Genomic DNA, 12,646 nt, shown 5'->3' with positions numbered 1-12,646 from the left:
AACCTGTTTAAAATCTGTAAATCACTTCTTTTTGGAAGCCGTCAAGCATTTTTTCTGCTTTTTCATAGTCCTGGGTAAAGCCTAAAATATAGCCTCCACCACCGCTTCCGCAGAGTTTTAAGTAATAAGCATTAGAATCCAGACCTTTTTTCCAGATGTTAAAAATACTTTCAGGGATCATTGGACGGAAATGTTCATACGCCCAGTGAGAAAGTTTTTTAAGGTTTCTGAAGAAAGGATTCATATCTTTTTTAAGGAACGCTTCTATACAGGCGTTGTTGTAACGGATAAATTCTTCTTTCAAAGTTTTACGGAACCCTTCTGTCTTCATTTTTTCAAAGAAGATCTGAATCATAGGTCCTGTTTCTCCTGTAATTCCGGAATCAATCAGGAAAATAGCTCCTTTTCCTTCCTGTCCTTCAGGAATAGACACTCTGTCTAAATTTTCTTTATTTTCAATAAGAATTGGCAGGTTCATATAGCAGATCAATGGATCCATTCCGGAACTTTTACCATGGAAATAGCTTTCCATTTCACCGAAAACCGCCTTTAATTTCTTAAGATTTTCTTTGGAGATATTATCTGAATTCAGTTTGCTGATCGAATATTTTTCAAAAATAGCAGCCACTAAAGCTCCTGAACTTCCTACTCCATATCCTTGCGGAATATTAGAATCGAAGAAAAGTCCGTTTGAAATATCTTTTTTGAAGCTCTCAATATCCAATGTAAAGTCATCAGAAAGATCAAGCGTTGTAAGAAAGTCTGAATATTTCTGCAGATGTCTGTTTGAATTAAGCTCAAATTCTGAAGCCAGGTCTGAAAATTTTAAAGTTCCTTTATAGAAGCTGTAAGGTACTACAAGCCCCTGGGAATCTTCAATCATTCCGTATTCTCCAAACAGGATTATTTTTGCATAAAATAAAGGGTTGGTCATAATGACAATAAATCTTTTTGCAAAGTTAAAAATTATTCCGCTGAATATAAGCAAAACCCGGACCGAATTATCAGTTTTTTAGTTCTGCATTACTCAATTGTTATATAAAAATACAAAAAAAATGCCGGATTCAGAAAATTTCCGTATTAATTCTATAATCAATCCCACTGCTGATCTGGAATTAATATTAAGTTAAAAAATAAAAAAAGACGTTAAAAATAACGTCTTTTGATTTTATAGTGTTTCTCTGTCTTTTCTCATTGTAACCTTCAGGAAGCGGATCAATATCAATCCTGCACCAAAGAATAGTGTCATAGACAAAGCTGCAATTCGCATATTATTAAAATGCTCAATTAATGTGGCAAAAATAAATGTTCCAATAATAATTGCAATCTTTTCCAATACATCATAAAAACTGAAGTAGGTTGTGTTTTCCATAGAGTTTTCAGGAAGTAGTTTTGAATAAGTAGATCTGGACATTGCCTGAAGACCTCCCATTACCAATCCTACTACTGCTGCTACTCCATAGAACTGATATTCTACTGTTGGATTTTCCTTGTTCAGGAAATACGCCCAGATACAGGCAACGATCCATAGGAAAATAGCAATTGAAATTACGTTTCTGTTTCCGATTCTTTTGGATAATCTTGAGAAGATCACAGCTCCGATAATAGCCTCAATCTGGATCACCAAAAGTGTTCCGATCAGTTTATCCTGAGCTAAATTGATTTCACTTTTTCCGAACAAAGTTGCCATAAGGAAGATCGTCTGCATTCCTACGCTGTAAAAGAAGAAACTGGATAAGAAGAACTTTAGATTTCTATCTTTGAAAAGTTCACCTCCTACTTTATATAGTTCATGGAAACTTTCTTTGGCAATATCCTTGTAAAAGCTCATGTTATCTTTTAATACTTCAAAGAATCCTCCTTGCTCTTCGTGTTTTTTGAAAATATTTTTATAGCCTAATAATACAAGGTCTTTAGGAAGCTTATCTTTTACATCTCCAAACTGAGGAAGGTGCTTAAAGGTATATTGAGAGAACCCAAACCACCATGCTCCTGTCAACAGGAAGCTGATTCTTGTAAATAAAAGCTGCTGTGCTGCTCCTTTGGCAAAAACCTGAATCAGAACTAAACACAATACCACTAATACCACGGAGCCAAGATATCCATAGACATATCCTTTTGCAGAAAGAGCATCCTGCCTGTCCGGCGTTGCAATATCCGGAAGGAAGGAATTATAAAACACCAAACTCCCCCAGAAGCCGACACTTGCTGTAATACTGAATAAAAGCCCCAGAAATACATTATGCATTCCTGTAAACATGGCTAATCCCATACAGGATGTTGCTCCCAGATAGCAGAAAAACTGCAGGAATGATTTTTTATTTCCGATGGTATCTGCCAGTGAAGATAAAAAAGGAGACAATAATACTACGATAAAGAATGAGATGGTTAATGAATATCCATACACAGCATCCGGCTGATATTCGTTTCCAAAAATCTTGATGGCGTGTCTTACCGGAACATCAATCCATTTTTTGGTTTCCGTCACATATTCTTTTTTCTCGTACGCTGTGGTAAGAATAGAGTAATAAATGGGGAAAATAGTGGAAGTAATAACCAGGGAATACACGGAATTGGCCCAGTCATATACCGCCCAAGCTTTCATAATCTTCGGATTATTCTTTATGTGGTTGGGCTGTCGATTCTCAGTTTCAGACATTTCAAATAAATATTAGTAGCACAAAAATAGAAAAACCATTAAGAAATGGATAAGATTTTAAAAAAATTATCGATTCCTTAATGGTAATATACTCTGAAACAGAATATTAGATATTTTCAATCACAATAGCAGAAGCACCACCACCACCGTTACAGATAGCTGCAGCTCCATATTTAGCATTATTCTGCTTTAATACGTTGATTAATGTTACAATGATTCTTGATCCTGAACTTCCCAGTGGGTGTCCTAATGCTACCGCTCCACCGTTTACGTTTACTTTAGAAGCATCTAATCCTAAGATTTTGTTGTTAGCTAATCCTACTACTGAGAAAGCTTCATTAAATTCGAAGAAATCGATATCTGATACTTCTAATCCTGCTTTTTTAAGAGCGATAGGTAAAGCTTTAGCCGGAGCAGTTGTAAAGTTTTCAGGCTCCTGTGCTGCATCAGCGTAAGAAACAATCTTTGCTAGTGGCTTTAATCCTAGTTCTTCCATTTTTTCTTTAGAAACAAGGATTAATGCAGATGCTCCGTCATTTAATGTAGAAGCGTTAGCAGCCGTTACAGTTCCTTCTTCTTTTTTGAAAACTGTTGGAAGTGTTGTAATTCTGTCGAAGTTTACTGCTTTGTACTCTTCATCTTCAGCAAAAATTACAGGCTCTCCTTTTCTCTGAGGAATAGAAACCGGTACAATTTCTTCGTTGAATTTCCCTTCGCTCCAAGCTTTTGCAGATCTTTTATAAGATTCTATGGCAAAATTATCCTGATCTTCTCTTGTGATACTGTAATCAACAGCACATTTCTCTGCACATACTCCCATGTGTACTTTGTTGTATACGTCTGTAAGACCGTCCAACACCATACCATCAAGCATTTTGATATCTCCCAGCTTTGTAGCTACTCTTGCATTGTAATAGTGAGGAACCAAAGACATGTTTTCCATACCTCCTGCAACAATTACTTCTGCATCACCAGCTTTGATTGCCTGTGCAGCCATTGTTACAGCTTTCATTCCTGAAGCACATACTTTATTAACTGTTGTAGAAGGTGTATTGATAGAAAGACCTGCTCCTAAAGCTACCTGACGAGCCGGCGCCTGTCCTTCTCCTGCCTGTAGTACATTACCCATATAAATTTCCTGAACGTTAGCAGGATCTAAACCAATTTTATCTAATGCTCCTTTTACAGCAGTAGCTCCTAATTTAGTAGCCGGAACTGTTGACAAACTTCCCATAAAACTCCCCATAGGTGTTCTTACTGCGGAAACAATGAATACTTCTTTCATGTATATAATTTTTATTTTTAGCCAAAACGAAGCCCAAGCTTCATCTTTATAATTAAATTTATTTTACTTTTCTGTATACAACATCAAACTGTGACCCTTCAACCTTAATATTAAGTTTCAAAAGGTTATCCTGAGTAGCTACCACTTTATTATTGAAAACATCTCCAATTTGTGTAGGATCTCTCTTATCTGATTTCTCCATCACAATTGCTTTATAGTTGCAGTCATCAATAAAAACCAGTGTAGATTTTATAAAATCTTTTCCGTTGTTAAAATATTCGGTCTGAACATTATCCTTAATGGTCATATGCCAGATAGATTCCGGATAATTAGCCCGTAGAAATTTCCCTTCTTTTATATTGGTACATTTCGTTGGATTATCAGGCTTTTTCTGTTCCGTTTTCTGAGATTTAGCCTGTGTGGCCATCAACAATAATATCCCAGCTAAAGATGCTTTTAAAACGTTCATATTATATTTGAGTTCGTTGATTTACTTTTTTACTATTTCCTGCAAAAACCATTAGAAAAGCTCCTAAAAATTCTACAGCCCAGCCCCATTTTAATTTCACAACCCCTGCAAAAGCTTCTCTCCATGATTTAAAAGGTAAAAAGCTGAAGTAGTCTAAAGACTGTAATTTAACAGCTACCAAAGTGAATGCAAATAAAAGAATAAGCAGGATTCCAAAGAATCTTACGATTTTTGCACTGTTATTTACAATTCCAAAAACTGCACATGCGGCAAGAATCCAGCATGCAATAGCCAAATAATGGTCTAATTTCCAATAGTTCCAGTTTCCTATGATGGGTACATGTACCAACGGTAGAAAACTCCCTACAACCACTAATAACAATCCTAATAACTGTATATTTTTCATATTTACTAAAGTGCCAAAATACGAAAAAAAACACATTTCCAAATCATCTGTGATCAAACAAGTATTTCTCTACCCTAACAACCATTAGCCACAATAAAACACTTATAATATTGAGTATTTATCATTAATATATCAATTACATTAACAATTTACAAACACTGAATTATCATTATAATAATTTTTGAATCACATTTTATCCTTATCAACAGATTAGCTTGATTATGATATGGTTTAAAACAAAAAAATTGCACTTCCTTACCGAAAGTGCAATTTTATATTTTTATTATTTAATTGAATTAATGCTTTATTGAAGATACATCTTCAGGCTTATGCTTGTGTTTAAACAAAACAGCAAAAAATATAGCTAAAACTAATGAATAGATAGCAAATGAAAGCCATATCTGATGCCAGTCTTTCACCATAACTGCAGAAGAAAGTGTTCCGTCTGAGTTTACAGCCGCATTAAAGCTATTCTTTAGAATTTCTAAGAATGTAGGATTATCCGGTGGTGTTTCCAGATATGTTGATAATTCTGTAACAGTAGTAAACTTGTGGGTAAAGAATTTATCAATAGCCCAGCCTGCAATATAACTGCCGAAAACAGCTCCAAAACCATTGGTCATCATCATAAATAACCCCTGTGCAGATGAACGGATATTTTTATCTGTTGTAGTTTCTACGAAAAGTGAACCTGAAATGTTAAAGAAATCGAAGGCCATTCCGTATACGATACATGAAAGGATAATTAAAGATAAACCGAAACCGTCCGGTACTCCATATGCAAAGAAACCGAATCTTAATACCCATGCCAGCATAGACATTAACATTACTTTTTTAATACCGAATTTCTTAAGGAAGAAAGGAATTGCCAAGATGAAAAGGGTTTCAGAAACCTGAGAAATTGACATGATGATTGTAGATCTCTGTACTACAAATGAATCAGCATATTTTGGAAAATGAGCAAACTCACTTAAAAATACATCTCCATAAGCGTTTGTCAATTGAAGAGCTGCTCCTAAAAGCATGGAAAATAAAAAGAATAAAGCCATTTTATAGTTTCCGAAAAGCTTGAATGCATTTAAACCTAACTGCTCGGATAACGGAGAGCTTTTATCAATTAGCTTCTGTGGTGGACATTTTGGTAAAGTAAGGGCATAAATTCCTAAGAATATAGCTACTGCCCCCCCAATATAAAACTGTCCTTCTGTTGCTTTATTTCCACTAAGGTTAGTGATCCACATGGCTACAATAAAACCGATGGTTCCCCATACACGGATTGGTGGAAAGTCTTTCACCACATCCATATTATTATTTTTTAAAATAGTGTAGGAAATAGAATTGGCTAAAGCAATAGTAGGCATATAAAAACACATTGCAACAAGCATCACCGAAAAGAAAGAATTGGGATCTGCAGAGTGTGGCAAAATGAAAAGAATAGCCCCGTAAAGAATATGTAATACTGAAAAGATACGCTCGGCATTAACCCAACGGTCAGCAATAATTCCAGTAATGGTTGGCATAAAGATAGAAGCAATTCCCATGGTTCCGAAAACAGCTCCAAACTGTGTTCCTTCCCAATGTTTAGTACCAAACCAGAAGTTCGCCATCGTAATCAGCCATGCTCCCCACACAAAAAACTGGAGAAAACTGAGGATGGTCAGTCGTAATTTTAAATTCATTTTTATATAAAGTATCTCTTTTTAGTCAATTTTCTTTTTCCTCCTCTTGATTTCTTCCTGAATTTCAAGGGCGGTATCATAGTCTTCTTCTTTAACGGCATCATCCAGTAATTTCTGAAGTTCCTCCATAGAAAGGGATTTTAAGTTATCTTCAGCCTGTACTGTTTCTGAAAAGGTCTGCTCTTCTCTTGATACATCTTCCAACTCCAATAAGATTCCAGCTTCATTAAGAACCTGCTGAGTGGTAAAAATAGGAGCATCAAATCTTACAGCCATTGCAACGGCATCAGAAGTTCTTGCATCAAGGATTAATTCCTCGTCAGTGACTTTATTTTTAAAGTTGATATTTGAAAAGAATACCCCATCTACAATCTGATAAATGATTACAGAAACCAACTCATAATTGGTTGAAACGATAAATTTTGAGAATAAGTCGTGGGTAAGTGGGCGCGGTGGATGGATATCTTTTTCCAGTCCGAGAGAGATAGATTGAGCCTCGAAATTTCCTATAACAACAGGTAATTTTATGTGTGTTTCCTCATGCTCCAGTAACAATGCATACGCCCCCGATTGGGTCTGGCTGTATGATATTCCGCGAATAATTAGCTGCTTATAATCCATAGCTACAAATATAGATTAATTTTTTGTTGTGATTTCACTTTTTTACACAAAAATAAAAGCCCGGAAAGCCGAGCTTTTATTTGTATGGTGAAGAATTTTGAATGGTCAATCGTCAATTTTACTTCGTAAATGAATTTTTAATTTTTCCAAAAACTGGCAAGCAAAATACACTGACTATTCATCCTTAAATTTTATCCTTTGATTGCTTTAATTTTCTCTGTTAAAGCAGGAATAATCTGGAAAGCATCTCCTACTACTCCGTAATCAGCAGACTTGAAGAACGGTGCTTCAGCGTCGTTATTGATTACTACAATAGTTTTTGAAGAGTTCACCCCAGCTAAGTGCTGAATAGCTCCTGAAATTCCTATTGCAATATAAAGGTTTGGTGCAATTGCTTTACCTGTTTGCCCTACGTGTTCTGTGTGAGGTCTCCATCCGATGTCAGAAACCGGCTTAGAACATGCTGTAGCAGCTCCTAAAACATTAGCTAAATCTTCAACCATTCCCCAGTTTTCAGGACCTTTCATCCCTCTTCCTGCAGAAACAACTACTTCAGCTTCTTTAAGGTCTAATTTCCCTGAGCTTTGCTCGTGAGAAATCACTTTAGTATCATCATTAGCTACAGATAAGTTTTTCACTTCTTCTGAACCTGATACTGCGTTTTCTTTCACACCGAAAGCATTTTGAGAAACTGTAATGATTACTCCGTTTCCTTCAGCTTTTGCATGCATAAATCCTTTTCCTGAGAATGCTCTTCTCTTTACCTGGAAAGGTGAAAGGCTTTCAGGAGCTTCTAATGCGTTAGTAATTAAAGAATAGTTCTTCATTACTGCTAACATTGGAGCTACTGAAGAAGCATCTGTAGTGTGAGGGAAAACGATGATATTTCCGTTTGCTACTTCATTTACAGCTTGTGCAAATGCTTTAGCTGAGAAATTTTTAAGACCTTCGTCTTTGATATTGATAACGTTTGATGCTCCATATTTGTATAATAAATCTGAAGAATCTGTAGGGTTTACAGAGATCGCTGTAACGGTATCTCCTGCTTTATCTGCAATTGCTTTAGCGTAAGAAACTGCCTCAAAAGCTGCTTTTTTGTAAACTCCGTTTATATTTTCTGCGTATACGAATACTGCCATTGTTTTAAATTTAAAAATTAAAAGATTGAAAAATTTAAAGATTAGATCACTTTAGCTTCTTCGTGAAGTAATCTTACCAATTCATCCAGATTGTCCGGAGAAACCATTTTCACAGCAGCTCTTGGTGGAACACTGTCATAAGATACTCCCTGAACTTTAACTTCTGAAGAAGTAGGCTCTACTACCTGTAACGGTTTTGTTCTTGCAGACATAATTCCTCTCATGTTTGGAATGATAAGGTCTTTTTCGTCTACCAATCCTTTCTGACCTGCAATAATTGCCGGTAATTTAACAGAAATAGTTTCTTTTCCACCTTCGATTTCTCTTACTGCAGTAGCTTCACTTCCGTTTACATCTAATCCTACAGATGCATTTACGAAAGGCTGGTTTAATAACTGAGCTACCATTCCCGGTACAGAACCACCATTATAGTCAATAGATTCTTTTCCACAAAGGATCAAATCATATCCTCCGTTCTGAGCTACATCAGCAATTTCTTTTGCTGTAGAATAGCTGTCTTTTGGATCTAGGTTTACTCTTACTGCATCATTAGCACCAATGGCTAACGCTTTTCTGATTACAGGTTCTGTAGCAGCATCTCCTACGTTAATTACTGTTACAGTTGCTCCCTGAGATTCCTGAAGTTTAACCGCTTTTGTCAACGCAAATTCATCTAGCGGATTAATTACCCACTGAATTCCGTTTTTGTCGAAAGCAGATTTATCTGCTGTAAAGTTAATTTTGGAAGTAGTATCCGGAACACTACTAATACAAACTAATATTTTCATGTGTACTATTTTATTTTTTCTCTTTTAGGCATAAAATCATGACACTTTATGCAGAGATTTTGTTTGAATTAATTTTTGCTAATATAAATAAAAAATATATTATGCATGCATAATACTTATTAAATTATTATTCAATACATTAGATGTACTTATTTAGCTGGTTTTGTTGCTCTAAACTCAATTTTACTGGGCAGAACCCTCGAATTCATCTTTAAAATATCCAATATCAGATTCCCCATATCTTCAGGCTGAATCTTCCAACTGTCTTTTTCTGATGGAACATTTCCATTAAAATAGGTAGCAACTGACCCCGGCATAATGACAGTAGATTTGATATTGTATTTTCTTAAATCAATCATAGCTGCCTGTGTAAATCCTACCACTCCGAATTTTGAAGCGTTGTAGCCTGTTCCGTTTTCAAAGAAATTAGCTCCTGCCAGACTTGAAATGGTAATATAATACCCTTCTGTCTTTTTAAGTTCTTCTACGGAAGCTTTTAAGGTATAAAAAACACCGGTAAGATTGGTTTCTATCATATCATTCCATTCTTCGGCAGACAGTTCATCTACAGGCTTAAATATACCCAGTCCAGCATTAGCAATCACATAATCCAGTCTTCCGAATTTTTCAATGGTATATTTTACAGCTTCTGTTTCACTCTCCAGGCTTCTTACATCAGAAACAATTCCCAAAACATTATCAGAATATTGCTTAAGATCTTCTTCAGCTTTCATAACATCCTCTCTTTTTCTTCCTGAAAATGCTACTGAAATTCCATTTTCAAGCAAAATTTTTGCAATGCCAAACCCTATTCCTTTGGTTCCTCCTGTTATATATGCGGTTTTATTTTCTGACATATTATTTAAAAATATTTCTCTAAAATAACAAAAACGCTCCAATTGAAGCGTTTTACTGATACTAAGATTTATCAGGTATTACTTTTTGATGAACTTCTCGGTAAAGTTTCTACCCTCTGTTTCTATATTAAGCAGATAAGTTCCGGAAGATAACCCCCTTATATCTACTTGATCTCCATTCAGTGCTACATTTATTCTTTTTCCTGTATGATCATACACTTCAATATGTTTTACACGGTTAGGGGTTTTAATTTTAATACTTTCAGTAGCGGGATTTGGATATAAAATCAATGTTTCAGCATTTGATTTTATTTCTTTTACAGTCAGAATCAACTCGTCATTAATCTTAATATTATCAAAATAAGCTGTTCCCAACCCATTATTATGAACAAACCGAAACTGATCCATTGCAAGAGGGGCAGAAACAGGTTCAGTATATATTAAAATATCATTAAGATAATACCTGATCTCCATTCCTGTACCTACCACCTTCAATCTATACCATTCATTAGGAGCCCAAGTTCCGGTAGTAGAAACCATATCCTGTACATTGGGATCTTTATTTAAAATTTTCACTCCCCCTGTTGCATCAAAATCTACTCTTACAACAGTCTGTTCATTAATATTATCCACTCCCTGAAAGCCAAATACAGAACTGTTAAGTTCAGACATCCTGATATCAAATGAAACGGAAAAATAGGTACTGGCGAATGGAACTGTCAGATTATAAAATCCACCAATAACCGGTTCCGGCTGAACCCCATACATAGATTCCCTGACAATTTTCAAAGCACTGCTGCCATCAGAAGCGTTATCCACACTAATAACCTGATTAATAATATTCTCAGGATTTCCCCCTGTGGGAGTACTGATCCACGCTCCCTGACCGTGAATACTTCCTTCTATAAATCCTTCATTACCTTCAAAGGATATGGGCTGTTGAGCAAAACATGACACTGCTAATAAAGCACATGCGATTGAGTAGATTTTTTTCATTAGTTTTCAAGTTTGTAATAAAAATATAAACTTTCCTTGAATGGTGAAATAACTATCTACAAATAAAACTTAAAGCTTTTATTTTCAAGGTATTTATCTTATCAAAAGCCTTATTTTATCATTATTCTAATTAAATATTTTTCGTAAAAATATATTTTAAATAGAATATTCTTTACTCCTATCCCACTTTATAGCTCATAAAAGAAATCAGGCGCTTCTTAGAAGCGCCTGATTACATATAGTTGTATTCAATATTTATTTTGAATAGTTTTCAAAAAACAATGGGATACTTTCAATTCCCTTATAGAAATTAAATAATCCGTAGTGCTCGTTTGGAGAGTGGATAGCATCAGAATCCAATCCGAAGCCCATCAATACGGATTTAGCTCCTAAAACCTTCTCAAACATTGCTGTAATTGGAATACTTCCTCCACTTCTGTATGGTAATACTTCTTTACCAAATGCTGTTTCCATTGCTTTTTTAGCTGCTAAGAACTCTTTAGTATCGCTTTGTAATACGTAAGGCATTCCACCGTGGTGAGGAGTAACCTTCACTTTTACAGTATCCGGAGCTATTTTTTCAAAGTATTTCGTGAATTTCTCTGTAATTTCTTCCGGAGTCTGGTAAGGAACCAAACGCATTGAAATCTTAGCAAAAGCTTTGGAAGGGATTACTGTTTTAGCACCTTCTCCTGTATATCCACCCCAAATACCATTACAGTCTAAAGTAGGACGGATAGAAGCTCTTTCTAAAGTTGTATATCCTTTTTCTCCTTCAATATTGCTTAATCCAATTGACTTTTTGAATTCTTCAGGGTTATCCTTCAGTTTATTCATTTCTGTTCTGTCTGTATCGGATACAATCTCAACATTGTCGTAGAAACCATCAATCGTGATATGCCCGTCTTCATCAATAAGATTAGCAATCATTCTTGACAATACGTGGATAGGGTTTGGAACTGCTCCACCATAAAGTCCTGAATGCAGATCTCTGTTTGGTCCTTCCACTTCTACTTCTACATAGCTTAATCCTCTTAACCCTGTTGTTACAGTCGGCTGCTCATTGCTGTAGATGTGTGTATCTGAAATCAAAATACAATCGCAAGATAGTTTTTCTTTGTTTTCATTCACAAAGTCTCCTAAGCTTACAGATCCTACTTCTTCTTCACCTTCCAGAATAAATTTAACGTTGCAAGGAAGCGTATTGGTTCTCATCATCGCCTCAAATGCTTTCAGGTGCATAAAGAACTGTCCTTTATCATCTGCTGATCCTCTTGCAAAGATAGCGCCTTCCGGGTGAAGTTCCGTTTTTTCAATATAAGGTTCAAAAGGTGGTTTTCTCCATAATTCCAATGGATCTGCCGGCTGCACATCGTAATGTCCGTAAACCAATACCGTTGGAAGGTTTGTATCTATAATTTTTTCTCCGAAAACGATAGGATAACCTTTAGTTTCACATATTTCAACATTGTCAGCTCCTGCATTCCTAAGGTGTTCTGCACATACATCTGCACACTTCAATACATCATTTTTATATGCCGGATCTGCAGAAATAGAAGGGATTCTCAATAACTCAAATAATTCATCCACGAAACGCTGTTTGTTTTCGTTGATGTAATTTAATGTCTCTTGCATTGTAAAATTTTATTTTGCTAAAATTAAAAAAATGCACCGCTGGGCCAAGTAAAAACAGGATTTTCTAAAGAAAAAGATTATTTCCTGATGATTGCCCCATCCGTCATTTTTA

The 12,646-nt window shown here is 35.6% G+C and carries 12 protein-coding genes; all 12 read right to left on the bottom strand.

All coding sequences use genetic code 11. The features are described 5' to 3' along the window. Window positions 1-7 precede the first annotated feature (7 nt). The 12 genes from BOQ64_RS13630 to BOQ64_RS13575 all read right to left on the bottom strand — a co-directional run bounded on the left by BOQ64_RS13630 (window position 8) and on the right by BOQ64_RS13575 (window position 12,534). Complete coding sequence (locus BOQ64_RS13630; RefSeq protein ID WP_129057384.1) at window positions 8-934, bottom strand: mevalonate kinase; 927 nt, start codon at window positions 932-934, stop codon at window positions 8-10. A 234-nt stretch (window positions 935-1,168) separates the two neighbouring features. Further along, complete coding sequence (locus BOQ64_RS13625; RefSeq protein WP_129057383.1) at window positions 1,169-2,659, bottom strand: MFS transporter; 1,491 nt, start codon at window positions 2,657-2,659, stop codon at window positions 1,169-1,171. Window positions 2,660-2,765: 106 nt separating this feature from the next. Then, window positions 2,766-3,944, bottom strand: a complete 1,179-nt coding sequence (locus BOQ64_RS13620; RefSeq protein WP_129057382.1) for an acetyl-CoA C-acyltransferase — start codon at window positions 3,942-3,944, stop codon at window positions 2,766-2,768. Between the two features lie 58 nt (window positions 3,945-4,002). After that, window positions 4,003-4,413 carry a hypothetical protein gene (locus BOQ64_RS13615; RefSeq protein ID WP_129057381.1) on the bottom strand — a complete coding sequence of 137 codons (411 nt, stop codon included), beginning with the start codon at window positions 4,411-4,413 and terminating at the stop codon, window positions 4,003-4,005. A gap of 1 nt (window position 4,414) precedes the next feature. Further along, window positions 4,415-4,819 carry a hypothetical protein gene (locus BOQ64_RS13610; protein WP_129057380.1) on the bottom strand — a complete coding sequence of 135 codons (405 nt, stop codon included), beginning with the start codon at window positions 4,817-4,819 and terminating at the stop codon, window positions 4,415-4,417. A gap of 296 nt (window positions 4,820-5,115) precedes the next feature. Then, on the bottom strand, window positions 5,116-6,498 hold the full coding sequence (locus tag BOQ64_RS13605) for a nucleoside permease (protein WP_129057379.1): 1,383 nt from the start codon (window positions 6,496-6,498) through the stop codon (window positions 5,116-5,118). Window positions 6,499-6,519: 21 nt separating this feature from the next. Next, on the bottom strand, window positions 6,520-7,119 hold the full coding sequence (locus BOQ64_RS13600) for a bifunctional nuclease family protein (RefSeq protein WP_129057378.1): 600 nt from the start codon (window positions 7,117-7,119) through the stop codon (window positions 6,520-6,522). 191 nt (window positions 7,120-7,310) lie between these two features. Beyond that, window positions 7,311-8,258, bottom strand: a complete 948-nt coding sequence (locus tag BOQ64_RS13595) for an electron transfer flavoprotein subunit alpha/FixB family protein (protein WP_129057377.1) — start codon at window positions 8,256-8,258, stop codon at window positions 7,311-7,313. Window positions 8,259-8,299: 41 nt separating this feature from the next. Further along, window positions 8,300-9,046, bottom strand: coding sequence for an electron transfer flavoprotein subunit beta/FixA family protein (locus tag BOQ64_RS13590; protein WP_129057376.1), 747 nt, complete (start codon window positions 9,044-9,046; stop codon window positions 8,300-8,302). A 149-nt stretch (window positions 9,047-9,195) separates the two neighbouring features. Further along, on the bottom strand, window positions 9,196-9,903 hold the full coding sequence (locus tag BOQ64_RS13585) for an SDR family oxidoreductase (protein ID WP_129057375.1): 708 nt from the start codon (window positions 9,901-9,903) through the stop codon (window positions 9,196-9,198). 78 nt (window positions 9,904-9,981) lie between these two features. Continuing rightward, window positions 9,982-10,899: a T9SS type A sorting domain-containing protein gene (locus tag BOQ64_RS13580; protein ID WP_129057374.1), complete on the bottom strand. Its 918-nt coding sequence runs from the start codon at window positions 10,897-10,899 to the stop codon at window positions 9,982-9,984. 255 nt (window positions 10,900-11,154) lie between these two features. Further along, the gene (locus tag BOQ64_RS13575; protein WP_129057373.1) at window positions 11,155-12,534 is read right to left on the bottom strand and encodes a dipeptidase; all 1,380 of its coding nucleotides are present in this window, start codon (window positions 12,532-12,534) and stop codon (window positions 11,155-11,157) included. Window positions 12,535-12,646: the final 112 nt, after the last annotated feature.

It is taken from the genome of Chryseobacterium sp. CH25 (assembly GCF_004119455.1).
Classification (GTDB): domain Bacteria; phylum Bacteroidota; class Bacteroidia; order Flavobacteriales; family Weeksellaceae; genus Chryseobacterium.
This window is presented reverse-complemented; position numbering and strand designations above follow the sequence as displayed.